Source organism: Escherichia sp. HH41S (assembly GCF_009820115.1).
Classification (GTDB): domain Bacteria; phylum Pseudomonadota; class Gammaproteobacteria; order Enterobacterales; family Enterobacteriaceae; genus Escherichia; species Escherichia coli_F.
This window is the reverse complement of the sequence record NZ_VNXE01000015.1, coordinates 89,439-115,330: the sequence shown is the minus strand read 5'-3', so window position 1 is coordinate 115,330 and position 25,892 is coordinate 89,439. Positions and strand designations below refer to the sequence as shown.

General features: G+C 50.1%; 23 protein-coding genes and 7 tRNA genes. 7 read left to right on the top strand and 23 right to left on the bottom strand.

Annotated elements, in window-relative coordinates; genetic code table 11:
* Nucleotides 1–216 precede the first annotated feature (216 nt).
* Nucleotides 217–699 carry a zinc ribbon-containing protein gene (locus tag FQZ95_RS03760; protein WP_001044873.1) on the top strand — a complete coding sequence of 161 codons (483 nt, stop codon included), beginning with the start codon at nucleotides 217–219 and terminating at the stop codon, nucleotides 697–699.
* Nucleotides 700–768: 69 nt separating this feature from the next.
* On the opposite strand, the gene ybeQ is transcribed toward FQZ95_RS03760, so the two are convergent.
* Nucleotides 769–1,746: a Sel1 family TPR-like repeat protein YbeQ gene (gene ybeQ / locus FQZ95_RS03755; RefSeq protein WP_160529891.1), complete on the bottom strand. Its 978-nt coding sequence runs from the start codon at nucleotides 1,744–1,746 to the stop codon at nucleotides 769–771.
* Nucleotides 1,747–1,909: 163 nt separating this feature from the next.
* Between ybeQ and FQZ95_RS03750 the strand changes: the two genes are divergently transcribed.
* Both FQZ95_RS03750 and FQZ95_RS03745 read left to right on the top strand, forming a co-directional pair.
* On the top strand, nucleotides 1,910–2,617 hold the full coding sequence (locus FQZ95_RS03750; protein WP_103253831.1) for a DUF1266 domain-containing protein: 708 nt from the start codon (nucleotides 1,910–1,912) through the stop codon (nucleotides 2,615–2,617).
* Entirely contained in the window at nucleotides 2,614–4,041 is a 1,428-nt protein-coding gene (locus FQZ95_RS03745; RefSeq protein ID WP_160529890.1) for a J domain-containing protein, read from the top strand. The genes FQZ95_RS03750 and FQZ95_RS03745 overlap by 4 nt, the downstream gene beginning before the upstream one ends.
* A 9-nt stretch (nucleotides 4,042–4,050) precedes the next feature.
* On the opposite strand, the gene FQZ95_RS03740 is transcribed toward FQZ95_RS03745, so the two are convergent.
* Complete coding sequence (locus FQZ95_RS03740) at nucleotides 4,051–4,605, bottom strand: tetratricopeptide repeat protein (RefSeq protein WP_160529889.1); 555 nt, start codon at nucleotides 4,603–4,605, stop codon at nucleotides 4,051–4,053.
* 100 nt (nucleotides 4,606–4,705) lie between these two features.
* Here FQZ95_RS03740 and FQZ95_RS03735 point away from each other — a divergent pair, with 100 nt between their 5' ends.
* Entirely contained in the window at nucleotides 4,706–5,413 is a 708-nt protein-coding gene (locus FQZ95_RS03735; protein WP_032183623.1) for a DUF1266 domain-containing protein, read from the top strand.
* Complete coding sequence (djlC, locus tag FQZ95_RS03730) at nucleotides 5,410–6,861, top strand: co-chaperone DjlC (protein ID WP_160529888.1); 1,452 nt, start codon at nucleotides 5,410–5,412, stop codon at nucleotides 6,859–6,861. Before FQZ95_RS03735 ends, djlC begins: the two co-directional genes overlap by 4 nt.
* A gap of 59 nt (nucleotides 6,862–6,920) precedes the next feature.
* Here djlC and hscC read toward each other — a convergent pair whose 3' ends face one another.
* From hscC to miaB, 11 genes are all read right to left on the bottom strand, one after another.
* A complete protein-coding gene (gene hscC, locus FQZ95_RS03725; RefSeq protein WP_160529887.1) occupies nucleotides 6,921–8,591 on the bottom strand; it encodes a molecular chaperone HscC in 1,671 nt (556 codons plus the stop codon).
* Nucleotides 8,592–8,674: 83 nt separating this feature from the next.
* Entirely contained in the window at nucleotides 8,675–9,610 is a 936-nt protein-coding gene (gene rihA / locus FQZ95_RS03720) for a pyrimidine-specific ribonucleoside hydrolase RihA (protein WP_088542199.1), read from the bottom strand.
* A 117-nt stretch (nucleotides 9,611–9,727) separates the two neighbouring features.
* The gene (gene gltL, locus FQZ95_RS03715; protein WP_000631384.1) at nucleotides 9,728–10,453 is read right to left on the bottom strand and encodes a glutamate/aspartate ABC transporter ATP-binding protein GltL; all 726 of its coding nucleotides are present in this window, start codon (nucleotides 10,451–10,453) and stop codon (nucleotides 9,728–9,730) included.
* On the bottom strand, nucleotides 10,453–11,127 hold the full coding sequence (gltK, locus tag FQZ95_RS03710) for a glutamate/aspartate ABC transporter permease GltK (protein WP_000272805.1): 675 nt from the start codon (nucleotides 11,125–11,127) through the stop codon (nucleotides 10,453–10,455). The genes gltL and gltK overlap by 1 nt, the downstream gene beginning before the upstream one ends.
* Nucleotides 11,127–11,867 carry a glutamate/aspartate ABC transporter permease GltJ gene (gene gltJ / locus FQZ95_RS03705; RefSeq protein ID WP_000020941.1) on the bottom strand — a complete coding sequence of 247 codons (741 nt, stop codon included), beginning with the start codon at nucleotides 11,865–11,867 and terminating at the stop codon, nucleotides 11,127–11,129. The genes gltK and gltJ overlap by 1 nt, the downstream gene beginning before the upstream one ends.
* A gap of 169 nt (nucleotides 11,868–12,036) precedes the next feature.
* Nucleotides 12,037–12,945 carry a glutamate/aspartate ABC transporter substrate-binding protein GltI gene (gltI, locus tag FQZ95_RS03700; protein ID WP_001177085.1) on the bottom strand — a complete coding sequence of 303 codons (909 nt, stop codon included), beginning with the start codon at nucleotides 12,943–12,945 and terminating at the stop codon, nucleotides 12,037–12,039.
* Nucleotides 12,946–13,341: 396 nt separating this feature from the next.
* Nucleotides 13,342–14,880 (bottom strand): apolipoprotein N-acyltransferase, encoded by a 1,539-nt coding sequence (gene lnt / locus FQZ95_RS03695; RefSeq protein WP_105288317.1) that lies wholly within the window; start codon nucleotides 14,878–14,880, stop codon nucleotides 13,342–13,344.
* A gap of 24 nt (nucleotides 14,881–14,904) precedes the next feature.
* Nucleotides 14,905–15,783, bottom strand: a complete 879-nt coding sequence (corC, locus tag FQZ95_RS03690) for a CNNM family magnesium/cobalt transport protein CorC (RefSeq protein WP_001278605.1) — start codon at nucleotides 15,781–15,783, stop codon at nucleotides 14,905–14,907.
* Nucleotides 15,784–15,872: 89 nt separating this feature from the next.
* Nucleotides 15,873–16,340: an rRNA maturation RNase YbeY gene (gene ybeY, locus FQZ95_RS03685; RefSeq protein WP_000084469.1), complete on the bottom strand. Its 468-nt coding sequence runs from the start codon at nucleotides 16,338–16,340 to the stop codon at nucleotides 15,873–15,875.
* The gene (locus tag FQZ95_RS03680) at nucleotides 16,337–17,377 is read right to left on the bottom strand and encodes a PhoH family protein (RefSeq protein ID WP_001018040.1); all 1,041 of its coding nucleotides are present in this window, start codon (nucleotides 17,375–17,377) and stop codon (nucleotides 16,337–16,339) included. The genes ybeY and FQZ95_RS03680 overlap by 4 nt, the downstream gene beginning before the upstream one ends.
* A 152-nt stretch (nucleotides 17,378–17,529) precedes the next feature.
* The gene (miaB, locus tag FQZ95_RS03675) at nucleotides 17,530–18,954 is read right to left on the bottom strand and encodes a tRNA (N6-isopentenyl adenosine(37)-C2)-methylthiotransferase MiaB (RefSeq protein ID WP_000162740.1); all 1,425 of its coding nucleotides are present in this window, start codon (nucleotides 18,952–18,954) and stop codon (nucleotides 17,530–17,532) included.
* A gap of 145 nt (nucleotides 18,955–19,099) precedes the next feature.
* On the opposite strand from miaB, the gene ubiF reads away from it, so the two are divergent.
* The gene (ubiF, locus tag FQZ95_RS03670) at nucleotides 19,100–20,275 is read left to right on the top strand and encodes a 3-demethoxyubiquinol 3-hydroxylase (protein ID WP_088542197.1); all 1,176 of its coding nucleotides are present in this window, start codon (nucleotides 19,100–19,102) and stop codon (nucleotides 20,273–20,275) included.
* A 153-nt stretch (nucleotides 20,276–20,428) separates the two neighbouring features.
* Here the strand turns inward: ubiF and FQZ95_RS03665 are convergent.
* The 7 genes from FQZ95_RS03665 to FQZ95_RS03635 form a co-directional block, all read right to left on the bottom strand.
* Nucleotides 20,429–20,503: transfer RNA gene (locus tag FQZ95_RS03665), tRNA-Gln, on the bottom strand.
* Between the two features lie 37 nt (nucleotides 20,504–20,540).
* Nucleotides 20,541–20,615: transfer RNA gene (locus FQZ95_RS03660), tRNA-Gln, on the bottom strand.
* Nucleotides 20,616–20,663: 48 nt separating this feature from the next.
* Nucleotides 20,664–20,740, bottom strand: a tRNA-Met gene (locus FQZ95_RS03655).
* A gap of 15 nt (nucleotides 20,741–20,755) precedes the next feature.
* Nucleotides 20,756–20,830, bottom strand: a tRNA-Gln gene (locus FQZ95_RS03650).
* A 34-nt stretch (nucleotides 20,831–20,864) separates the two neighbouring features.
* A tRNA-Gln gene (locus FQZ95_RS03645) sits at nucleotides 20,865–20,939 on the bottom strand.
* A gap of 23 nt (nucleotides 20,940–20,962) precedes the next feature.
* Nucleotides 20,963–21,047: transfer RNA gene (locus FQZ95_RS03640), tRNA-Leu, on the bottom strand.
* A gap of 8 nt (nucleotides 21,048–21,055) precedes the next feature.
* Nucleotides 21,056–21,132 (bottom strand) — tRNA-Met (locus tag FQZ95_RS03635).
* 332 nt (nucleotides 21,133–21,464) lie between these two features.
* Between FQZ95_RS03635 and FQZ95_RS03630 the strand changes: the two genes are divergently transcribed.
* Nucleotides 21,465–21,902, top strand: coding sequence for a hypothetical protein (locus tag FQZ95_RS03630; protein ID WP_140423084.1), 438 nt, complete (start codon nucleotides 21,465–21,467; stop codon nucleotides 21,900–21,902).
* Between the two features lie 41 nt (nucleotides 21,903–21,943).
* Here the strand turns inward: FQZ95_RS03630 and asnB are convergent, their stop codons facing one another.
* The 3 genes from asnB to nagC all read right to left on the bottom strand — a co-directional run bounded on the left by asnB (nucleotide 21,944) and on the right by nagC (nucleotide 25,885).
* Nucleotides 21,944–23,608: an asparagine synthase B gene (asnB, locus tag FQZ95_RS03625; RefSeq protein WP_000337081.1), complete on the bottom strand. Its 1,665-nt coding sequence runs from the start codon at nucleotides 23,606–23,608 to the stop codon at nucleotides 21,944–21,946.
* Nucleotides 23,609–23,864: 256 nt separating this feature from the next.
* The gene (gene nagD / locus FQZ95_RS03620) at nucleotides 23,865–24,617 is read right to left on the bottom strand and encodes a ribonucleotide monophosphatase NagD (protein ID WP_000153129.1); all 753 of its coding nucleotides are present in this window, start codon (nucleotides 24,615–24,617) and stop codon (nucleotides 23,865–23,867) included.
* Between the two features lie 47 nt (nucleotides 24,618–24,664).
* Entirely contained in the window at nucleotides 24,665–25,885 is a 1,221-nt protein-coding gene (gene nagC / locus FQZ95_RS03615) for a DNA-binding transcriptional regulator NagC (RefSeq protein WP_000187590.1), read from the bottom strand.
* Between the last annotated feature and the right edge of the window lie 7 nt (nucleotides 25,886–25,892).

Here is a 25,892-nt window from a genome sequence, read left to right as displayed (position 1 = left end):
TTCAATACGGCTACAAAAGTAGCGTTAGAGGTGGTTTTTCAGATCCGCATAGCATAGCCCAAACGTCCGCGTCAAAACAGCCTTTCGCGCACTCGACGTTGAAATGATGCCCGGATTATTCATACATTAATTTACAGAGTTTGTGGGCGTAATAGCAAAGCAAGGAACAAAGAACGTCTATTATTATAGTCAGTTAACGACCCGGGAGATGAAACGATGAACAAGGTTGCTCAATATTACCGTGAACTGGTCGCGTCACTGAGCGAACGCCTGCGTAATGGCGAACGTGATATCGACGCACTGGTGGAACAGGCGCGCGAGCGCGTAATAAAAACAGGGGAGTTAACGCGAACCGAGGTTGATGAGCTGACGCGAGCTATCAGACGTGACCTGGAAGAGTTCGCCATGAGCTATGAAGAGAGCCTGAAAGAAGAATCTGACAGCGTCTTTATGCGGGTGATTAAAGAAAGCCTCTGGCAGGAACTGGCGGACATTACCGATAAAACGCAACTTGAGTGGCGCGAAGTTTTCCAGGATCTCAATCATCACGGGGTTTATCACAGCGGGGAAGTCGTAGGTCTGGGGAATCTGGTCTGCGAGAAATGTCACTTCCATCTCCCAATCTACACACCGGAAGTGCTGACGCTATGCCCGAAATGTGGTCATGATCAGTTCCAGAGACGCCCGTTCGAGCCTTAATGGTCTGATTTCAAACAGCAATAAAGAGAATATGGGCCGAATAAAATTCCCCGGCCCTTGTTTTTATCTCTACAATAAATCTTCAATCTCACGGATTTTTTGACTGACATCCCTGGTACCGGATGACTGAGCTTTACGATACAGGTCGAGAGCCTGTCGGAGATCGACAGGTCTTCCTTCTCCGTAATGATACATAATGGCAAGGTTATACCAGGCAGTGGCATTATCGCATTCAGCGGCTTTCGTAAACCATTCAAAGGCGGCCTGATAATCCTTCTCAACGCCTTGACCGTGTTTATACATATAGCCGATGTTAACGTAAGCGCCGACGCTTTCCTGAGCGGCAGCCTTCAGATACCAGTACATTGCTTGCTTATAGTCCTGGTCAACCCCTTCGCCAGCGTTATAATCCCACGCAATTTGAAATTGAGCGTGCCGATTACCTTGCTGTGCGCTTTTCAAATACCAGAATGCGGCAAGAGCTTTGTTTTGGGCAACACCTTTACCGTCTTCATAAAGATCGGCCAGATTGTCTTGTGCGTAACTATGGCCTTGCAATGCAGCTTGTTTGTACCAGAAAAATGCCAGCGCATAATCTTGTGTGACTCCGTTGCCATTTCTGTACATCCACCCAAGATTATTTTGCGCATAAGACATTCCGCTCTCCGCGGCTATCTGATACCAGACAACCGCTTCTTTATAGTTGGGGTCTTCTCCACGATCCAGTATCCAGCCAAGGGCGTTGGAAGCGAAAGTATGCCCTTGTAGGGCTGCTTTTTTCAGCCAAAAGATGGCTTGCCCATTATCTTTATGCCGGCTTTTATCCTCGGTATACTTTTGCCCTAAGGAATATTGTGCTTCACAATGACCTTGCTCAGCGGCCAGCTTCAGCCAGTAAAAGGCCTTTTCGTCGTCCGGAGAGTCAATTGCGCTATCGCGATTATAATAAAACCCAACAATATATTGAGCCTCGCAATCGCCTTTTTCAGCACGTTCGATAATCTCATCTATTGATAAATTATCGCAGCAACTTGACGTAAAAATCATTATCATTTCCTTATGGTTGTAGATAAAACATATTATATTTTTATGTATTCCATTTTTGCGTAAGCCTTATTTTATGCGTATTATGTTGCGTCAGAAAAGTATAAATAACTGAGTCTCGCAATGTAGTTTACATTCATTAAATGAATGTTTAAGGATAAATTATATGGACATGGAGTCGCAAAAAATATTGTTTGCACTTTCCACTCCGATGGAAATACGCAATGAATGCTGTTTACCTTCGCATTCATCCCCCAAAATGTATTTAGGTACATGCTTTTTTGACCTTTCTTCCTCATGGGGAATTGATGACCGTGATGACCTGCTGCGTACAATTCACCGAATGATCGATAACGGTCATGCCGCTCGGTTGGCAGGGCTTTATCACCGCTGGTTTCGTTATTCTCCATGTGAATGGCGTGATTATCTTGCTGAACTAAATGAGCAAGGTCAGGCTTATGCGCAATTTGTCGCCAGCACCGCCGAATGCTGTGGCGAAGGGGGAATCAAAGCCTGGGATTATGTCCGGATGGGTTTTTTAAGCCGAATGGGCGTACTTAATAACTGGTTGAGCGAAGAAGAAAGTCTATGGATCCAGTCGCGCATTCATCTACGGGCGCTACGTTATTATAGTAACTGGCAGCAATACTTTGCCGGTTATACCTTTGGTCGGCAATATTGGCAGTCTCCCGAAGATGATAATCTTCAGTTATTACGTGAATTTTTAGCGCGTAAAGAATACGACGATTCCGGCAATGATATGTTTTATCAATTATTTGCCAGTGATGATGCGTATTACCCTACCTTGTCCTGGCAACCATTGGCTTACTATTCTGCATGCCCGGAAACGCTTAAGGATATGAGCGATCTATGAAAAATTGCTGGAAGATTCTCGAAATAGAGGAAACGACTGACGTCGATATTATCCGCCGCGCTTATCTGGCGCTGTTACCGTCCTTTCATCCAGAAACCGATCCGCAGGGTTTTAAACAACTTCGTCAGGCGTATGAGGACGCGCTACGGATTGCGCAGTCGCCTGCTAAATCTGTTTGGCAACCAGAAGAACATGAAGTTGCAGAACATGAAATTCTGCTCGCCTTTCGTGCGTTACTCGCCTCTGATAGCGAACGTTTTCTGCCCTCTGCCTGGCAGCGATTCATTCAGCAATTAAATTATTGCTCGATGGAAGATATTGATGAATTACGCTGGTCGCTGTGCACAATAGCCATGAACACTGCCCATTTATCCTTCGAGTGCGTGGTGTTATTAGCAGAAAGATTGCGGTGGTTGCAGGAGGAAAACGTCGGGGAAATAGACGAAGAAGAACTGGAATCCTTTTTATATGCCATTGCGAAGGGGAATGTTTTTAACTTCCAGACCATTCTGCATCTGCCCGTTGCCGTACAAAATGACACCATTGATTTTTACCAAATGTTCGCGCGGATTTGGTCATCGCATCCAGAATGGCTGACATTGTATTTAGCGCAACATCGCGCAGTGATTATCCCCGATGATGCAAATTTGCACAGAAATTTACTCCGCTGGTATAGCACAAGCCGTCTGGATATCCCCGAACTTCTGGATTACGCCCGGTCGTGGCGGGAAGCTGAACCTGATAATGAAGATGCGCGTTATTATGAATACGCGCAACGCGTCTATTGTGGAGAAGGCGAAAGCCTGCTGGCAGAACTTTGTGACTACTGGCGCGAGTATCCCTCCACCCAGGCGGATGCTTTAATGTTGCAATGGTGCCGTCAGCATCGGGTCGATTATTACCCGTTAGTCGTGATGATGATTGAAGCACGTGAACTGGTTAACGATCAGGGGAAACCGTTACTTTATGTCCCTGGTGACAGTGCTCGTACGCGTTTTCATTTATACGAAATACTCAGTGATGAAAAACTCTCTGCGCTGGGGCGTTCTCTGGTTGAGATGGTTTTGCACAAAGGGCGTAAGCCGCGAATCTCACTCACGCGTGATACACAGCATCCCTTATGGACATTATATTTAGTTGCGAAACAATTAGTGCAGACCAGCCAACCTACAGAAGAATCATTGATGCCGATCGTCGCCCGCCTTGATGCAGAAGATCGTTGTCCTCTGGACGCATTAATAATTCGTCGATTATTAATTCAGGCGGCAAATTTTACCGAGAAGCAAACCGTCGAACCGGAGCCGCAACCGCAGTCGATGCCCGTTGACGATGGTGGGCCGGGCTGCCTGGGCGTCATCAAAATTATTTTCTACATTTTTATCTTTGCCGGTTTGATAGGGAAAATACTCCATCTGTTCGGGTGACAGTCGACGTTAATGTGCGGGAAGCTCTGCAAGTAATCTTTCCGCATTTTTATAATGTTGCTCTGCCGCCAGTTCTAACCATTTGCGAGCTTCATAATTGTTGGTGCTAATGCCCGTGCCGTTTCTGTAGATCAAACCCAACGTGTATTGTGCATGAACATGCCCTTGTTCAGCTGCTTCCTTATACCAGAGAATTGCTTTACGGGTATCGGGATTGACTCCCAAACCTTTCAGGTAGATCCATCCCAGTTGACTTTGCGCGCGTGGATTTTCCTGTTCCGCTGATTGCTCATACCAGTATCTCGCCTTTGTATAATCCAGAGGCTTACCATCGCTACCATGAAGATAAAATTCGCCAAGTCTATATTGCGACGTTGAGTGACCATGAATGGCGGAAAGCTCTGTTGCTGCCGTGGTAAACGGAAGACTGCCCGGTGAGCTTAAATAATCAAAGACATAATTCGTCATAGCTTTATCGCGCAGGGTCGTTTTGTTGGGTTGGCTAATACAGGTAATTGCCGCAACTATAAATATTGCGAATATATATATTAATTTTTTATTCATGCATGAATACTTCTATTTTCTTTTATTTTGAAAACGTCAAGTTTATACTCATCGATAATAAAAAAGTAGTCAGTTAATGCACTTAAGGGATTATTAACAAATGAATAAGGAAGAACAATATCTTCTTTTTGCGCTTTCTGCACCCATGGAAATACTTAATCAGGGTTGCAAGCCAGCGCATGACTCGCCAAAAATGTATACTGGGATAAAAGAATTCGATCTCTCATCATCCTGGGGAATAAATAATCGTGATGATTTAATTCAGACTATTTATCAGATGACCGATGATGGTCATGCCAATGATTTAGCTGGCTTATATCTGACATGGCATCGCTCTTCCCCTGAAGAGTGGAAAACATTAATTGCTGGCGGCTCGGAGAGAGGGTTGATTTATACCCAATTCGTTGCCCAAACCGCTATGTGTTGTGGGGAAGGGGGAATCAAAGCCTGGGATTATGTGCGGATGGGGTTTTTATCGCGGGTCGGTGTGCTCAACAATTGGCTGACGGAAGAAGAGAGTTTATGGCTGCAATCGCGCGTTTATGTACGAGCTCACCATTATTATCACAGCTGGATTCACTATTTTGCCGCCTATTCATTAGGACGTCTCTACTGGCAATCTTCCCAGTGTGAAGACAACGCTTCGCTACGCGAGGCGCTAACCCTGTACAAATACGATAACGCCGGGAGTCGGATGTTCGAGGAGTTGGCAGCGGGAAGCGATCGTTTCTATGCCACGCTTCCCTGGCAGCCATTAATTGTCCAGCCTGAATGCCCGGTAACGCTTAAGGATGTGAGCGACCTATGAAAACATGTTGGCAAATCCTCGAAATTGAAAGCACGACGCAAATAGACATTATCCGCCAGGCTTATCTTGCTCGCTTACCGTTGTGTCATCCCGAAACCGATCCGCAGGGGTTTAAAGCATTACGCCAGGCCTATGAAGAGGCGCTGCGACTGGCTGTCAATCCGGACGAAAAAAATGCTGATGACGAGAAAAATCTTGCAGAAGAGCACGAAGCACTGAAAGCGTTCAGAACCTTACTGGCTTCGGAAAGCGATCGTTTTCAGCCCTCCGCCTGGCAGAAATTTATTCAGCAATTAAATACCTGGAACATGGAGGATGTCGATCAATTACGCTGGCCGCTGTGTGCAATCGCTACAGAAGCGCGATATCTTTCATTAAATTGTGCTTCTTTGCTGGCAGAGCGTTTGAACTGGCATTCATTTAATGAAAGTGAAGGCATGGACGAGGAAGAACGGGAGGCTTTTCTTGAGGCCATTCAGGCCGGGGATTGTTTCGATTTTCTAAGCCTTCTGGAATATCCCGTCGCGTTGCAGAACCAGACTGTTGAGTATTACTTCGCATTGGAACGCTGCTGCCGTTATCACCCTGACTATGTCACTGCGTTTTTGGCGATGGAAGGTCCGTGGTTCATTCCCGATGATGCGAAGTTGCATCGCAAATTGTTGCGCTGGTATAGCTCGGTGCAAACAGGTATGGCGGAACTCATTTCTGTAGCGCAACAGTGGCAAACGGAAGAACCAGAAAGTGAAGATGCCCGATATTACCAGTGTGCGCAACGGTTATACTGCGGCGAGGGTGAAAGCATGCTTGCCGATCTCTGTGGTTACTGGGAAAGTTATCCATCTACACAAGCCGATAATTTATTACTGCAGTGGAGTGCGCAACATTGCCCGGATTACTTCGCGCTGTTAGTGATGGTTATCGAAGCGCGAAGCATGGTTGATGCGCAAGGTAAGCCGCTGAAATATGTTCCTGGTGAGAGCGCCCGGACGAGGCTGTTATGGGCGGAAATTTTACATAGCGGAAAATTATCGCCGTTAGGTCAATCGTTTATTGAGTCGTTATTCTTCAAGCGCAAAGCATGGGCATGGTGGAAATCGAGAGTCGGTAGCGAGACAGAACAAGATTCACCGTTACTGGATTTGTATCGTGTAGCGGAACAGGTTGTGCTGGAAGCGTTCCCGAAACAAGAGATGCTGGCCCGTCTTAATACAAGGCTGGAAGGTGGAGATGCTCATCCATTAGAGGCCATTATCACGCGGATGCTGTTGACGAAAGTGAAACTCGAGCCGGAGGATGAAGATGTCGATGAGCCAACACCTGAAAACCACGAAGAAAAAAATGATGAGGATGAAAAACCACAGAGCATTACCAGCATTATCAAAATCAGCTTAACGGTGCTGGTGATAGGTTATGCTCTCGGAAAAATCGCGATGTTGTTTAGCTGAGGATGTGTTTTTTGCGCCGATGCCGGATGCAGCGTTTATGCCGCATCCGGCAGCCGTGTTTAAGGGATCTCAATAGCCAAATAATCGCTCGCCCGTCGCCGAACTTCATCGACGCGGGCCATATCGTTTGACTGCAACGCCGCATCAAAATCGGTGATCACCCGGCCGATCTCTTCTCGCTCGTCACCCAGCGCCCGCGCCCACAACTCTTCCAGTTTGGCCTTAAAGGTACGGTTGATAAGCATATCGCGCGGATAAATTTTTAATGCGGATAACCTTGCCCGACTCTCTTCAATTTGCTGGGTACTTAACGTTACCGGGCTGTGGTTAATGACTCTGGACTTAACGCTGCCGTCTTCCAGAAGCACGTCAACTTCAAGCAACCCGTTGATATCATAACTAAAGCGAATATCAATCGACTGATAAGCCCCGGTTTTCTTCAACGGCACATCGAAGGATTCTACCAGAATGTTATTTTTAACTTTGTGGTTTTCTCCCTGATAGACGTTAACCGTAATTGAATCCTGTTCCGGGTGCATGGTCGAGTAAGTTTCTACACGCGACACCGGTACAGTGGTGTTTCGTTCAATAATCGGTGAGAAAATGCCGGAAACGCCCTGGCGGTTAACTTCAACACCTAAGGAGTAGGGGCAAATATCGGTGAGGATCACTTCTTCAATGTCTTCGCTGCGTAAGCGGCAGGCAGCCTGGATCGCTGCGCCCAGCGCGACAATGGTGCTCGGGTCGTAACTTTGATATGGCAATTTGCCAAACAGACGCACGGCGATTCGCTGCACCAGCGGCATTTGTGATGCGCCACCAACCAGCACCAGACTGTCGATTTGACTTGGCTTCAGACGTGCATCGCGCAACGCCTGTTCAATCGGCACTCGCAAGCGATTGAGCAGCGGCAACCACAAATCTTCCAGTTCGTTCTCGTAAAATTCGCACTCACGCGTTTCTTCCTGATACTGCCAGCTAATTTGCAGCGGTAATTGATTGCTGCATTTTGCCGCTTCCACGCTGGTGTACAGGGCTGCCAGCTCACTTTCGTTGAGCATGTTTTTAGCCACTGCGGCGCGTTTTAAAACTTCATCCACCAGCATATGAGTAAAATCTTCGCCGCCAAGAAAGTTGTCGCCAGCGGAGGCGTGAACTTCAATCACCGGCGTGGCGTATTCGAGCACCGTGACGTCAAACGTGCCGCCACCGAGATCAAACACCAGAGAGCGGGTATTTTGTTGAGTATGCAGGCCATAAGCCATCGCAGCTGCTGTGGGTTCATTAATTAAGCGTACCGCATTTAACCCGGCTAGCTCCGCTGCTAAACGGGTATGCTTGCGTTGTTCATCGCTGAAATAAGCCGGAACAGAGATCACCACATTTTTAATAGAACGTTGCAGAAATTCTTCGGCATCTTCTTTTAATGAACGTAAGACCAAAGAGGAAAGTTCTGGCGCGTTAAATGTGTCGCTGCCTAACCGCCAGTTGGTATTACTGCCCATTGCACGTTTAAATAACGCTGCCGTTTTATCCGGATGCGAAGTGCGCCGTGATACAGCGGGTTTTCCGACTAAAATATGATTATTTTCATCCATACTAATGATGGATGGTGTTAAATATTCACCGAACTTATTTGGAATTAATTGCGCGGCACCGTCTTTCCAGACGGCAATTAAACTATTGGTAGTGCCGAGATCGATACCAATGGCGAGTTCTGCATTATCCATTGCATTTATATCTTAAAGGAAAAAGAGATAAACAGATTAAGACCACCTAGGTAACGCGTGGTGATCTTAATCAATGACGTGTGTTAAGCGTAAAATTTCAGACGATCAGCCAGTAAATCAACAAAGCCCTGACGATCAACATCGACCATTACAGTGGCATTCGGTTTATTGCCCGTCAGATAATAATAATCAACAACCGTCATACCCTGAGTATATTTCCCCTGTGTTTCTACACCAACCCAGCGCTCAACAGTGGTAAACAACTCCGGTTTTAACAGCCAGGCGATGGTGCATGGGTCATGCAGCGGTGCGCCGACAAAGCCCCATTTTTCGTCTTTATGATATTCGAGGAAGAAATCCAGCAGTTCGGCAACAATGGTAGAAACCGGGTTACCAATGGTGCGGAAACGCTCGGTGTCCTCAACGTGGATTTGTGCTTTGTGGGTAACATCCAGACCGGCCATCACCACCGAGATCCCTGACTGGAAGACAATTTCTGCCGCTTCTGGGTCAACGTAAATATTAAATTCTGCCGCTGGCGTCCAGTTACCAAGCCCCATTGCGCCGCCCATAATCACGATTCGGGCGATTTTGCTATGCAATTCCGGATGGCTATTGAGCAGCAAGGCAACGTTAGTTTGCGGTCCGGTAGAAACAATCGTGACGGGTTCATCACTTTCACGCAGCGTTTTCGCCATCAGCTCCACCGCCGTGCAGTTTTGCGGTGCGAACGTTGGTTCCGGTAATGCCGGGCCGTCGAGACCGCTTTCGCCGTGCACATTGTCCGCGATAATCAAATCACGCATTAATGGTTTTACCGCGCCGCCTGCTACCGGAATATCGGTGCGATTAAGCAAGGTCAGCATACGCAGAACATTGCGTAAGGTTTTTTCTGGTGTCTGGTTTCCGGCGGAAGACGTAATTGCTTTGACATCAAGCTCTGGTGAGGCGAGGGCAAGAACTATTGCGATAGCGTCGTCATGACCTGGGTCGCAATCTAACAGAATTGGCAGTGCCATTGTTGCTCCTTGTTGTGTGCTTCTTTGCGACAAGGGTACCGCCAGGATGTAACAGATACGAGGAGCGAAACGATAAAGCGTGAGATGGCGCGCACTTGGGTATGCGCGCCAGAGTGATTAATGCAGGATTTTCGCGAGGAAGTCTTTTGCGCGGTCCGATTTCGGATCATCGAAGAAAGCATCTTTCGGCGAGTCTTCGACAATTTTACCCTCGTCCATAAAGATCACCCGATTCGCCACTTTACGGGCAAAGCCCATTTCGTGGGTCACCACCATCATGGTCATTCCTTCGTTCGCCAGTTCCACCATCACGTCCAGTACTTCGTTGATCATCTCCGGATCCAGCGCCGATGTCGGTTCGTCGAACAGCATCGCGATAGGATCCATGCACAATGCGCGAGCGATCGCCACACGCTGCTGCTGACCGCCAGAAAGCTGCGCCGGAAACTTATTGGCATGTGCGGAAAGCCCGACGCGCTCCAGTAATTTCAGGGCTTTTTCACGAGCGGGCGCTTTATCGCGTTTAAGCACTTTCACCTGCGCCAGGGTCAGGTTTTCAATAATCGACAAATGAGGGAACAGCTCGAAATGCTGGAACACCATCCCGACGCGGGAACGCAGCTTTGCCAGATCGGTTTTCTTATCATTAACCACGATACCATCGACGGTGATTTCACCTTGCTGCACCGGTTCGAGGCCGTTGACGGTTTTAATCAGTGTTGATTTGCCAGAGCCTGACGGACCACAAACCACCACTACTTCACCTTTTTTCACTTCGGTTGAGCAGTCGGTCAGCACCTGAAAGTGACCATACCATTTTGAAACATTTTTCAGGGTAATCATTATGCTGTCCTTCTTTTCAAGTAGCTGACCAACAACGATGCGCTAAGGCTAATAACGAAATAAACAAACCCGGCAAACAGAATCATTTCGACCTGTGTACCATCACGCTCACCAATGGTTGAGGCGGTACGGAAGAAATCGGCCAGAGATAACACATACACCAGCGAGGTATCCTGGAACAGTACGATGCCCTGAGTGAGCAGCAGCGGCACCATCGCGCGGAACGCCTGCGGCAGAATAATCAGTTTCATCGACTGCCAGTGAGTCATCCCCAACGCCAGCGCGGCGCTCGACTGCCCACGGGAAATACTTTGAATACCGGCACGGATAATCTCTGAATAGTAGGCCGCTTCAAACATCGAAAACGCCACCATCGCCGAAATTAAACGGATATCATTTTTTGGCGATAATCCCAGCACGTTTTGCAGAAAACCCGGCACAATCAGGTAAAACCATAGCAAAACCATGACTAACGGGATCGAACGGAACACGTTAACGTAGGCTTTGGCAAACCAGGCAATCGGCGCAAAGCTGGACAAGCGCATTACTGCCAGCAACGTACCCCACAAAATACCAATGACCACCGCCGTGATGGTGATTTTCAGGGTGATCACCAGCCCGTCGAGCAGATATGGCAGGGAAGGAACAATGGAACTCCAGTCAAACTCGTACATTATTTGCCCCCCATGTTGCCGGGCAGGCGAACTTTACGTTCAACCAGCGTCATCACCAGCATGATAAAAGCGTTAATCAACACATACGCCAGCGTAATGGCGGTAAATGACTCCCAGGCGTGGGCCGAGTAATCGAGCAATTTACCGGCCTGCGCCGCCATATCCACCAGACCGATGGTCGAGGCGATGGCGGAGTTTTTTACCAGGTTCATCATCTCAGAGGTCATTGGCGGGACGATAACGCGATAAGCGTTAGGCAACAGTACGTAGCGGTAAGCCTGCGGTAGCGTCAGACCCATTGCCAGCGCGGCATTTTTTTGCCCACGCGGCAGCGACTGAATCGCGGCGCGTACTTGTTCGCAAACACGAGCTGCAGTAAACAGTCCCAGACAGAGCATGGAGGAGAGGAAAAACTGAATATTGGGGTCTAGTTCTGCCTTAAACCACATGCCGATTTTTTCCGGCAACAGTTCAGGGATAACCAGATACCAGGTAAAGAATTGCACAATCAACGGCACGTTGCGGAACAGTTCGACATACAACGTACCCAGACCGGAGAGAAAACGGTTTGGAACGGTACGTAAAATGCCGAAAAATGAACCGACGAGGAAAGCGATAATCCAGGCGCAGATCGACAAAGCGATCGTCACCTGAAAACCACTCCAGATCCAACCAAGATAGGTGGTGTTGCCGAACGGGGCTTGTTGTAAAAAAATACCCCAGTTCCAGTCTATAGACATAAATCTACTCCAGAAAAAAGAGGGTAGCAGCGTTAACTGCTACCCTCGAAGATTGTTACCCAGCGTATTGCGGTTTTCAGGCCCGATGGGGAACGACCATCAGGCGTATAGTCTGTCCGTGCTACGTAACAATCGAGAGGGCTGGAATTTCCGCCCCTGGTTCTTGTAATTAGTTCAGTGCCTTGTCATTCGGTTCTTTGAACAGTGCTTTCATTTCGTCTGACAGTTCGAAATTCATGTTCAGGTTTTTCGGCGGAATTGGATTTTTGAACCACTTATCAAACCATTTTTCCGCTTCACCGGAGGTCTGCACCTGAGCGATAGTGTCATCCATCAGCTTTTTGAACTGCGGATCGTCTTTACGCAACATGCAACCGTAGGCTTCCTGAGACTGCGGCTTGCCGACGATTTCCCAGTTGTCTGGTTTCTTCGCTTTCGCTCGCTCACCGGCTAACAGAGCGTCATCCATCATAAAGGCAACGGCACGACCGCTTTCCAGGGTGCGGAAAGAGTCACCGTGATCTTTGGCGCTGATGATGCGCATATTCATTTTTTGCTCTTCATTCAGTTTGTTGAGCAAAACTTCAGAGGTAGTGCCGGAAGTAACGACTACGGCTTTGCCTTTCAGGTCGGCAAAATCTTTGATATCGCCGCCTTTTTTGGTCAGCAGGCGCGTACCGACCACGAAAATAGTGTCAGAGAAAGCCGCCTGTTTTTGGCGTTCGACGTTGTTGGTGGTTGAACCACATTCAAAATCGAAAGTGCCGTTTTGCAGCAGCGGAATACGGTTTTGTGAGGTGATCGGAATCAGTTTCACCTGCAAGTCCGGTTTATTGAGTTTCTTTTTCACTGCTTCAACAATGGCGTTGGAGTAATCCTGCGAGTAACCCACCACTTTTTGCTGATTGTCGTAATAAGAGAAAGGTACTGAAGATTCACGGTGACCGACGACAATCACACCGTTTTTGGCGATTTTGTCCAGCGTACTGCCCGCTGCCGGGGCGGCGTCATCTGCCTGTGCCAGGCCTGCGGAAAGCGCCAGGGCCAGGATTGCTGTGGCAGGTTTACGTAATTGCATATCCAACTCCTTTATCTTCTGCGTTAAGAACGCATGGATACCCGTTGTGAGTGTTTGTGTTGTTATCATCTGCAACTTTATTGTGCAGTGTTGTGTTTGTTAGGTAACATTTAGTTTGGCTAAATGTAAAGATATTGATGTTTTATTGTTTGTTTTTGCGAGATGCGCCGCACCATTCCGAAGCAAAATTCTTAAAATGCACTCTTTTGGTGCTACCGGTGGATTGCTGTGGTGCAACCGGGTTGTTCTGACGCGGGTTCAAGCTTTGCCTTGTATAACAAAGCAATAGATGTGCCAAAGTTGGATAGGGGAATTTTGTCATCCGGATAACGCACTGATACCACATCCGGCGAGCGTGCCGAAATACGGGATGTATTCCGGCACGATAAGAAGGGATTATTTACGTCGTTGATGCAGACTCATCAACACAGCGGCAAAACCAAACAGTGCCGTCAGTACCCACAGCGGCCAGTTGCCGGTACGTGCGTACGGTGTGAGTCCGGTAGTCGGCGTCACATTAGTGGTCAACACCTCGCGGGTGAATTGCGGGATCATCGCCTGAATCTCACCCTGCGGACCAATCACCGCCGTGATGCCATTATTGGTGCTACGCAGCAGCGGGCGCGCCAGCTCCAGCGCACGCATTCGCGCCATCTGAAAGTGCTGCCATGGGCCAATAGACTTACCAAACCACGCATCGTTGGAGATAGTCAGCAGATAGTCGGTATCCGGGCGGAAGTTATCGCGCACTTGCTCGCCGAGAATGATCTCGTAGCAAATAGCCGCAGTAAGCTCAATACCATTTACCGACAGCGGTGGTTGGATATATGGTCCACGGCTGAATGACGACATCGGCAGATCAAAGAACGGTGCTAACGGACGCAGAATCGACTCCAGCGGGACAAACTCGCCAAACGGCACCAGATGGTTTTTGTTATAGCGATCGGTCGATTCATAGCTGTACGGTGCACCTTTACCCAGCGTGATGATGGTGTTGTAGGTATCGTAGCGGTTCTGCTTATTGAGACGCGCGTCGACAATCCCGGTGACCAGCGAGCTACCTTTATCACGCAACTCACCGTCCAGTGCTTTGAGGAACGGCTGCTGATTAATTTCCAGGTCGGTTATCGCCGACTCCGGCCAGATAATCAGCGATGACTTGCCCATCAGCGGTGCCGTTGCGTTGTAGTAAATCTTCAGCGTATTGAGAAGCTGGCCTTCATCCCACTTCAGCGATTGCGGAATGTCGCCCTGAACCATCGAAACCTGAATGGTTTTCTCCGGTTGCGGGGTGAACCACTGGATGTAACGCAGCGGGAAGGGAAGGGCGAACAGCACGACGGCCACCACCAGCGGACGCCAGTTGCGTTTGACCAACGCCAGTGCCAGCAGGCCGCTTACCATCATCAGCAGGAAGTTAATGGCTTCCACGCCCATTATCGGTGCCAGTCCTTTTAACGGACCGTCAATCTGGCTATAGCCGAACTGCAACCACGGGAAGCCAGTCAGCACCCAACCGCGCAGAAACTCGGTCACTTGCCAGAGAGCAGGGGCGGCAATCGCCACGCGTAGCCAGGTGGTTTTCGGCCACAGACGCGACAGCACGCCAGCAAACAGTCCGGTATACAGCGACAAATACGCCGCCAGCAGCACCACCAGGAAGATGTTAACTGGGCCAGGCATTCCGCCAAAGGTCGCGATGCTGACATAGACCCAGTTAATACCGCTGCCAAACAGGCCAAATCCCCAGCAAAAGCCAATAGCGGCAGACTGGAGTGGACGGCGGTTAAAGGTGAGCGCCTGAAGTCCCATCAGCGAAATAATCGCCGCAGGCCAGACATCGTAAGGAGAGAAGGCCAGCGTTCCGCAGGCACCGAATAATAACGCCAGCAGCAGGCGAATGCGCTGGCGTTCAATTAATGAGGCAAAAGCCATGTAGTTATCTATCCAGTTTCGGTTTTATTCATCCAGCTTTGGCTGGGGTGAGTCATCCGGGATTTTGACATGAACCTGAATAATACGCCGACTGTCGGCCATCGCCACTTTGAACTGGTAACCGTCGATGTCGATGGTTTCGCCACGCGCCGGGAGATGCCCAAATGCCTGCATCACTAGACCGCCGATGGTGTCGACTTCTTCATCGCTAAAGTGGGTGCCGAAGGCTTCGTTGAAATCTTCGATGGAAGCCAGTGCGCGCACGGTCCAGGTATGACGACTCAGCTGACGGAAGTCGATATCATCTTCTTCGTCATACTCGTCTTCAATCTCACCAACAATCAGTTCCAGGATATCTTCAATGGTCACCAGACCGGAAACCCCACCGAATTCGTCAATGACGATCGCCATGTGGTAACGCTGAGAGCGAAACTCTTTCAGCATCCGGTCTACGCGCTTACTTTCAGGAACGACAACCGCCTGACGTAACACTTTGTCCATGCTGAAGGCTTCAGCATCGCTGCGCATAAACGGCAGCAAGTCTTTCGCCATCAGAATCCCTTCAATGTGATCTTTGTCTTCGCTAATCACCGGGAAACGTGAGTGGGCGGACTCGATGATGACATCAAGGCATTCGTCCAGCGTCTGGTTGCGTTTCAGGGTAATCATCTGGGAGCGGGGGATCATGATGTCGCGAACGCGTTGGTCTGCGATGTCCATCACCCCTTCGAGCATATCGCGCGTATCTTCGTCGATAAGGTCGTTCTGCCCGGAATCACGGATCAGCGCCAGCAGTTCGTCACGGTTTTTCGGTTCACCGTGGAAAAGTTGGCTGAGTAACAGGGAGAAAAATCCCTTCTTGTTGCTTATCGTGTCACTACTGTGTGAATTGTCGTCGCTCATGGCGTCGTATGGGTTCTCATGTTAGTTAATCAAAACGCCGTCGTTAATCACCAACGGCGGGGACGTCTGCCAGTCAAATGCCTGGCAAATTATTCTTTCTCGGCAATGTACGGATCCTCATAGCCCAGAGCAAGCATAATCTCTGTTTCGAGGGCTTCCATTTCTTCTGCTTCGTCGTCTTCGATGTGATCGTAACCTAACAAATGCAGACTGCCGTGCACCACCATATGCGCCCAGTGCGCTTCCAGTGGTTTGCCTTGCTCTTGTGCTTCCTTCTCAACGACCTGACGGCAGATAACCAGATCACCCAGCAGCGACATCTCCATGCCAGGCGGTACTTCAAACGGGAAGGAGAGCACGTTGGTCGGCTTATCCTTACCGCGATAGGTCAGATTGAGACTGTGGCTTTCGGCGGTATCGACCACGCGAATAGTCACTTCCGATTCTTCCTGAAACTGCGGGATCACCGCATTCAGCCATGTCTGAAACTGGCTCTCTTCCGGTAACCCGGAATTATCTTCACATGCCAGTTGTAAATCGAGGATCACCTGACTCATTTTTGTTCCTGTTCTTCGCGCTTGCGTTCTGCTGCCAGCGCCGCTTTTCGTTTTTGCTCGGCTTCTTCCCAGGCTTCATAAGCGTTAACGATACGCGCTACCACCGGGTGACGAACCACGTCTTCGCTGTGGAAGAAGTTAAAGCTGATCTCTTCGACATCGGCTAACACTTCGATAGCGTGACGTAAACCTGATTTAGTATTACGCGGTAAGTCGATCTGCGTGACATCGCCGGTAATAACCGCTTTTGAGTTAAAACCGATACGAGTCAGGAACATCTTCATCTGTTCGATGGTGGTGTTCTGGCTCTCATCAAGAATGATAAACGCGTCGTTCAGCGTACGGCCACGCATATAGGCCAGTGGCGCGACTTCAATAACGTTGCGCTCAATCAGCTTCTCGACTTTCTCAAAGCCCAACATTTCAAACAGCGCGTCATACAGCGGGCGCAGATACGGGTCCACTTTCTGGCTTAAATCGCCAGGCAGGAAGCCCAGTTTCTCACCGGCTTCTACCGCCGGACGAGTCAGCAGAATACGGCGAATTTCCTGACGCTCCAGGGCATCAACTGCCGCAGCCACTGCCAGGTAGGTTTTACCCGTACCCGCCGGGCCAACGCCGAAGGTAATGTCATGGTCGAGAATATTGGCGATGTACTGCGCCTGGTTTGGCGTGCGCGGCTTGATTACGCCGCGTTTGGTTTTGATATTGACCGCTTTGCCGTACTCCGGCACGCTCTCCGCGCTTTGCTCCAGTACCCGCGCTTCTTTAATCGCAAGGTGGATCTGTTCCGGTTCAATATCCTGAATCTGACCGCGCATCGGGGCTGTATCGACATACAGGCTACGCAGAATGTCTGCCGCAGCGGTGACGCAAATCGGACGGCCGGTCAGTTTAAAGTGGTTATCGCGGCGATTGATTTCGATGCCGAGACGGCGTTCGAGTTGTTTGATGTTGTCATCAAACGGGCCGCACAGGCTCAACAGACGTGCGTTGTCTGCTGGCTCCAGAGTGATTTCGCGAGTGTCTATGTTCAAACCGTTCCTCTTATCTGTATGCCGCCGGAAGCTGAACATTCACCGGCCTATAAGGAAATTATTCACGCCACAGGAAAAAGGCGCAAGCATTGCGATAAAGATGGGGATAAAGAGAGAAAAAACAAGGCCCACCGGAACGGCGGGCCTGAGAATTACGGCTGATAATAACCCACGCCAAGGTCGTTTTCTTTGCGGGTACGGGCAATCACCGATTCCGGTGTTTCTGCCACGCGCAGACCCATTTCATCTTCAGTTCGCACCACTTTACCGCGCAGAGAGTTCGGGTAGACGTCGGTAATTTCTACATCGACGAATTTACCGATCATATCCGGCGTGCCTTCGAAGTTAACCACGCGGTTATTTTCAGTACGACCGGAAAGCTCCATGATGCTCTTACGCGATGTACCTTCTACCAGAATACGCTGGGTGGTGCCGAGCATACGGCGGCTCCATGCCATCGCTTGCTGATTAATGCGCTCTTGCAGAATATACAGACGCTGCTTCTTCTCTTCTTCCGGAACATCATCAACCATATCGGCGGCAGGCGTTCCTGGACGTGCAGAGAAGATAAAGCTGTAGCTCATGTCGAAATTGACGTCGGCAATCAGCTTCATCGTTTTTTCGAAGTCTTCGGTGGTTTCGCCCGGGAAGCCGACAATGAAGTCAGAACTGATCTGAATATCAGGACGCGCCGCACGCAATTTACGGATGATCGCTTTGTACTCCAGCGCCGTGTGGGTACGTCCCATCAGGTTTAGAATGCGATCGGAACCGCTCTGAACCGGCAGATGCAGGAAGCTCACCAGCTCCGGCGTGTCGCGGTACACTTCGATGATATCGTCGGTGAATTCGATCGGATGGCTGGTGGTAAAGCGAATACGATCGATCCCGTCGATCGCCGCAACCAGACGCAGCAGATCGGCAAACGATCCGGTGGTGCCGTCGTAGTTCTCACCACGCCAGGCGTTCACGTTCTGACCGAGCAGGTTGACTTCACGCACGCCCTGAGCCGCAAGCTGGGCAATCTCAAACAGAATATCGTCGGAAGGACGGCTTACCTCTTCACCACGGGTGTAAGGCACCACACAGTAGGTGCAATATTTATTGCAGCCTTCCATGATGGAGACAAACGCGGTTGGTCCTTCGGCACGCGGTTCCGGCAGACGGTCAAACTTCTCGATTTCCGGGAAGCTGATATCTACAACCGGGCTGCGGTCGCCGCGTACGGAGTTGATCATCTCCGGCAGACGGTGCAGCGTTTGCGGCCCAAAAATAATATCAACATAGTGGGCGCGCTGGCGAATGTGCTCGCCTTCTTGCGATGCAACGCAGCCGCCGACGCCGATAATCAGGTCTGGATTCTTCTCTTTTAACAGTTTCCAGCGACCCAACTGATGGAAGACTTTTTCCTGAGCCTTCTCGCGGATTGAGCAGGTGTTCAGCAGCAGCACATCCGCTTCTTCCGCCACGTCGGTCAGTTGATAGCCGTGGGTGGCATCCAGCAGATCGGCCATCTTCGATGAATCGTACTCGTTCATCTGACAGCCCCAGGTTTTAATATGGAGTTTTTTGGTCATCGACTTGCTCTTGCGAAATAGTAGCCAGGAATGCAGGGCGCATAGTGTAATGCTTTGCTGCCGTTGTGACCAGTATGAGCGTTATCAGCCCTTGGGGGTAAAAATCCTGTAAACTTAAAGCATATTGCTAACAGGATGATTGACCATGACAAATCAACCAACGGAAATTACCATTGTCGGCGGAGGAATGGTCGGCGGCGCACTGGCGCTGGGACTGGCACAGCACGGATTTTCGGTAACGGTAATCGAGCACGCAGAACCTGCGCCGTTTGTCGCTGACAGCCAGCCGGATGTGCGGATCTCGGCGATTAGTGCGGCTTCGGTATCATTGCTTAAAGGTTTAGGCGTCTGGGACGCGGTACAGGCCATGCGTTGCCATCCTTATCGCAGACTGGAAACGTGGGAGTGGGAAACGGCGCATGTGGTGTTTGATGCAGCCGAATTGAAGCTGCCGTTGCTTGGCTATATGGTGGAAAACACTGTCCTGCAACAGGCGCTGTGGCAGGCGCTGGAAGCGCATCCGAAAGTAACGTTACGTGTGCCAGGCTCACTGATTGCTCTGCATCGCCATAATGATCTTCAGGAACTGGAACTGAAGGGGGGCGAAGTGATCCAGGCGAAGCTGGTGATTGGCGCTGACGGTGCAAATTCGCAGGTGCGGCAAATGGCGGGAATTGGCGTTCATGCCTGGCAGTATGCGCAGTCGTGTATGTTGATTAGCGTACAGTGCGAGAATGATCCCGGCGACAGCACCTGGCAGCAGTTTACTCCGGACGGGCCGCGCGCGTTTCTGCCGCTGTTTGATAACTGGGCATCGCTGGTGTGGTACGACTCACCAGCGCGTATTCGCCAGTTGCAGAATATGAATATGGCGCAGCTCCAGGCGGAAATCGCGAAGCATTTCCCGTCACGTCTGGGTTATGTAACGCCGCTTGCTGCTGGTGCGTTTCCGCTGACGCGCCGCCATGCGTTGCAGTATGTGCAGCCAGGGCTTGCGCTGGTGGGCGATGCGGCGCACACCATTCATCCGCTGGCGGGGCAGGGGGTGAATCTTGGTTATCGCGATGTTGATGCGCTGATTGACGTTCTGGTGAACGCCCGCAGCTATGGCGAAGCGTGGGCCAGTTATCCTGTCCTCAAGCGTTACCAGATGCGGCGCATGGCGGATAACTTCATTATGCAAAGCGGTATGGATCTGTTTTATGCCGGATTCAGCAATAATCTGCCACCACTGCGTTTTATGCGTAATCTCGGGTTAATGGCGGCGGAGCGTGCTGGCGTATTGAAACGGCAGGCGCTGAAATATGCGTTAGGGTTATAGCCTTACAACATTGCCGGATGCATGCCAACTGTAGGTCGGATAAGACGCATCAGCGTCGCATCCGACTTTGAAGAATAAGACGTGTCAACATCGTATTCGACATTGAATATACGCAGAAAAGCAAAAAGCTCGCCGAAGCGAGCTTTTTTAATGTGGCTGGGGTACGAGGATTCGAACCTCGGAATGCCGGAATCAGAATCCGGTGCCTTACCGCTTGGCGATACCCCAACTGGGTGCACTTACAATATAAGTGTCTTGAATAAATTGGCTGGGGTACGAGGATTCGAACCTCGGAATGCCGGAATCAGAATCCGGTGCCTTACCGCTTGGCGATACCCCAACAAATTTGTTTTTGAATTTGCCGAATGCATTCGACACATTCAGAATTTGGTGGCTACGACGGGATTCGAACCTGTGACCCCATCATTATGAGTGATGTGCTCTAACCAACTGAGCTACGTAGCCAGATTGTTTCTTCGATGGCTGGGGTACCTGGATTCGAACCAGGGAATGCCGGTATCAAAAACCGGTGCCTTACCGCTTGGCGATACCCCAATAACCGGGCGGTGAACCGCTTACTCGAAGAAGATGGCTGGGGTACCTGGATTCGAACCAGGGAATGCCGGTATCAAAAACCGGTGCCTTACCGCTTGGCGATACCCCATCCGTACAACGCTTTCTGGTGAATGGTGCGGGAGGCGAGACTTGAACTCGCACACCTTGCGGCGCCAGAACCTAAATCTGGTGCGTCTACCAATTTCGCCACTCCCGCAAAAAAGATGGTGGCTACGACGGGATTCGAACCTGTGACCCCATCATTATGAGTGATGTGCTCTAACCAACTGAGCTACGTAGCCATCTTTTTTTTCGCGATACCTTATCGGCGTTGCGGGGCGCATTATGCGTATAGAGCCTTGCAGCGTCAACCTCTTTTTCAAGGAAAATTGCACGAAAGTGACTGTTTGGTTAGGTTGCGAACAGCGTGGCGCTATATTCGTCAATTATTGTTTACTTTGTGTTTTTTCCCCACCCTACAGCCATTCTTTTGTCATACAGGATGAAATTCGGAATTCAACAATAGTGGTAGGAAATTAATCTATGAAATACTGGCCCGTTGCAACAGGACAGGGCAGGGATCGCTACGCCTGCATCTCTGCTACCACTTCAGGCGATTTATTGAGGGAATACTATGCTGCGTTTTATGACGGCGCTGATGGGGGCGTTATTACTCATGCAATCTGCGTTTGCCGATACGGTCAAACCGGAAATCGGTAAATATGTTTTTGGCTATCGTGGGCAGGAAGGCGCTGTGGTGTGGATGATGCGGATAGGGCCGAAAGCCTCTAATGAAGCCCTCATTCAGGTATCGCATGTTGATAATGACATCGATGGCCAGATTTTTCGCTGTAAAGTGAAAGCATTACAGGAAGGTGAAAAATCCTATACCGCCGTAATTAAGGGCAAATCTTTTGAGTTATTACGCCTGAAAGAGGGGAATGGCAGCCTGCATATTCCGGATGAGCAGGCGACCTGGTCGGTGGCCTACAGTGATGAGTTGTCAAACAGTGATGTGGCAAACCCGGAACATTTCCTTACTGCATATGAGAATCAACAAGCAGCTCAATAACTGAAACAGCCCCGGGTTTCTCCGGGGCAGTACCGCCTTTCTTACTTATAGGCCGACTGGTGAACGCCAACCGCACGACCAGACGGATCGTCCATTTTCTTGAACGCCTCATCCCATTCAATCGCTTTAGCGGAAGAACACGCGACGGACGGGCCGCCCGGTACGCACTCAGCGGCGCTCGGTAGCGGGAACAGTTCTTCAAAGATCTCCCGGTACAGATACGCTTCTTTTGAGGTCGGCGTGTTGTACGGGAAGCGGAAACGGGCAGTTTCCAGTTGTTGATCAGAAACCTGTTGCGCCGCCACTTCTTTCAGAGTGTCTATCCAGCTGTAACCGACGCCATCGGAAAACTGCTCTTTCTGACGCCAGGCCACACTTGCAGGCAGGTACGACTCAAAACATTCACGCAGGATGTGTTTTTCCATCTTGCCGTTACCGCACATTTTATCCTGCGGGTTAATACGCATCGCCACGTCGAGGAATTTTTTGTCGAGGAACGGAACGCGTGCTTCCACGCCCCAGGCTGACATCGCTTTGTTGGCACGCGCGCAGTCATACATATGCAGGGCCAGCAGTTTACGCACCGTCTCTTCATGCAGTTCTTTAGCGTTCGGCGCTTTGTGGAAGTAGAGATAACCGCCAAACACTTCATCAGAACCTTCACCGGACAGTACCATTTTAATGCCCATCGCTTTGATCTTACGCGACATTAAATACATCGGTGTTGAAGCGCGAATAGTGGTCACATCATAGGTTTCAATGTGGTAAATCACGTCGCGGATGGCGTCCAGACCTTCCTGTACAGTGAAGTGAATTTCATGATGCACAGTGCCCAGATGGTTTGCCACTTCCTGGGCTGCCTTCAGATCCGGTGAACCCGGCAGACCTACAGCAAAGGAGTGCAGCTGCGGCCACCAGGCTTCAGAGCGTTCCTGATCTTCCACGCGACGGGCGGCGTATTTCTTGGTGATCGCGGAAATAATTGAGGAATCCAGACCACCAGAAAGCAGCACACCGTAAGGCACATCAGACATCAGATGGCTTTTAACGGAATCTTCCAGTGCCTGACGCAGCTCGTTTTTGTCGGTCACGTTATCTTTCACCGCATCGTAGTCGAACCAGTCGCGGTGATAATAAGAACGGATTTCGCCGTCCTGACTCCACAAATAGCTCCCCGCCGGGAACTCTTTAATCGTGCGGCATACCGGCACCAGGGCTTTCATTTCTGAGGCCACATACAGCTGACCATGTTCGTCATAGCCCATATACAGTGGGATGATCCCCAGATGGTCGCGACCAATCAGATACGCATCTTTTTCGCTGTCGTACAGGGCAAAAGCGAACATGCCCTGCAAATCGTCGAGAAATTCCGGCCCTTTTTCCTGATACAGCGCGAGGATCACTTCACAGTCAGACCCGGTCTGGAACTGGTAACGATCGCCATATTCAGCGCGCAATGCCTGGTGGTTGTAGATTTCACCGTTTACTGCCAGCACATGAGTTTTTTGTTGGTTGTAGAGAGGTTGCGCCCCCGCGTTAACGTCAACAATGGACAGACGTTCGTGGGCGAGAATGGCGTTATCGCTGGCATAAATACCGGACCAGTCCGGGCCACGATGACGCATCAGGCGTGACAGCTCGAGTGCTTTCTTACGCAGCTCAACTGCGTCTGTTTTGATATCGAATACGCCAAAAATTGAACACATAACCTTCTCCGTTAACCTGGTATTTGTTGCTTGTTGTGTTTGCTTGTTTAAAAAAATGCCGCAAAGCAGCACTGTGCGCAAGCGATTTGGCAGGGGGAAAATAAAAAACGTAATAGTGATTGCTGATTGATGAAAAAAGGTAGGGTGTAGAGGCATGTTTATTGATGGATCGATAATTTTTTGCAGGTTTTATTGAATGGACGAGTTTTGGTAAGCGGTAAAAATAAGAAACCACGCCCTGAGGCGTGGTTGCTATTCAGATAACGTCGATTTCAGCGACCGACGGGTAAATCCAGCTTGGGCGGAACGGCATACTGTCGATATCGTCGAGCGATGAAACACCAGAAAGCACCAGAATCGTCTCCAGACCGGCCTGGAAGCCCGCCAGAATGTCGGTGCGCAAGTTATCGCCGACAATCACCGTTTCTTCCGAATGTGCCTGCATTTTGTTTAATGCTGCGCGGATGATCCACGGACTCGGTTTACCAACATAGAACGGTTTACGCCCGGAGATTTTTTCGATGCCTGCACACAACGCGCCACAGGCCGGATAAAAACCGCGCCCGTGGGTGTCCGGGTTGGTGGCGATAAAGCGTGCACCGTTAGCGACGAAATACGCCGCTTTATGCATCATGTCCCAGTTATAGGAGCGCGTTTCGCCAACAATCACGAAATCAGGGTTCACATCGGTAATAGTGAAACCGGCTTTGTATAGCTCATGGATCAGTGCCCCTTCGCCCACCACATACGCTTTCTTACCTTCCTGGCGACGCAGGAAATCGGCGGTCGCCATTGCGGAGGTATAAAACACGCTGTCCGGCACATCGACACCGGCAGTGGCAAAACGGTTCGCCAGATCTTGCCCGGTCTGCGAAGGATAGTTGGTCAGCAACACCAGCGGCAGGCCTTTATCCATAATCCCGTGCAAAAATTCCGCTGCACCCGGTACGGCGACGTTATCGTGCATCAGCACGCCGTCGATATCGCAAATTACATTTTTAATGGTCATGGACTACCCAGAATATTGACAACAATAAGCGCCACTATAAAAGCACATTAATTTTCCAGCAAATGCTGGAGCAAAATACCGTTGAGCATGGCGCGTTTTACCAGCGCAAAAGCGCCGATTGCCGAGCGGTGATCCAGCTCAGAACGCACCACGGGCAGATTAGTACGAAATGCCTTCAATGCCTGGGTATTAATGCAGCTTTCAATAGCAGGGAGCAGCACTTTATCGGCTTCGGTGATCTCACCAGCGATAACAATTTTTTGCGGATTAAATAAGTTGATAGCAATGGCGATGGTTTTACCCAGATGACGACCAACATATTCAATCACTTCCGACGCCAGACCGTCGCCTTTGTTCGCGGCTTTGCAGATAGTTTTGATGGTGCAGTCGTCCAGTGGCACACGGCTCTGGTAGCCCTGCTTTAACAGATTCAACACCCGTTGTTCAATGGCAGCGTTGGCGGCGATAGTTTCCAGGCAGCCAAAGTTGCCGCAGTGGCAGCGTTCACCCAGCGGTTCGACCTGAATATGGCCAATTTCACCGACGTTGCCGTTGCGGCCAATAAAAATGCGCCCATTAGAGATAATCCCGGCCCCGGTCCCGCGATGGACACGCACCAGAATGGAATCTTCGCAATCCTGACTTGCACCGAAGTAGTGCTCTGCCAGTGCCAGACTACGGATATCGTGACCGACGAAACAGGTCACTTTAAAACGCTCTTCCAGTGCTTCTACCAGTCCCCAGTTTTCCACCTGAATATGCGGCATGTAATGAATTTTGCCGCTGTCCGGGTCAACAAGCCCTGGCAGGATCACGGAAATGGCGATCAGCTCGCGCAGTTTGCGCTGGTAGCTATCAATAAACTGAGCAATAGCATTCAGCAGGGCATGTTCCAGCGTCTGCTGGGTACGTTCTGGCAGCGGGTAATGTTCTTCTGCCAGCACTTTGCTGCTGAGATCAAACAGGGTGATGGTGGCGTCGTGACGACCAAGCCGTACGCCGATTGCGTGGAAATTGCGGGTTTCGGTGACGATAGAGATAGCGCGGCGGCCCCCGGTGGAGGCCTGCTGATCAACTTCTTTAATCAGCCCGCGTTCGATAAGCTGACGCGTAATTTTTGTTACGCTGGCGGGGGCAAGCTGGCTTTGCTCGGCAATCTGAATCCGCGAGATTGGCCCATACTGGTCAATCAGGCGATAAACCGCCGCGCTGTTAAGCTGTTTTACGAGATCAACATTACCTATCTGAGCTTGTCCGCCTGGTGTCATACTTTCT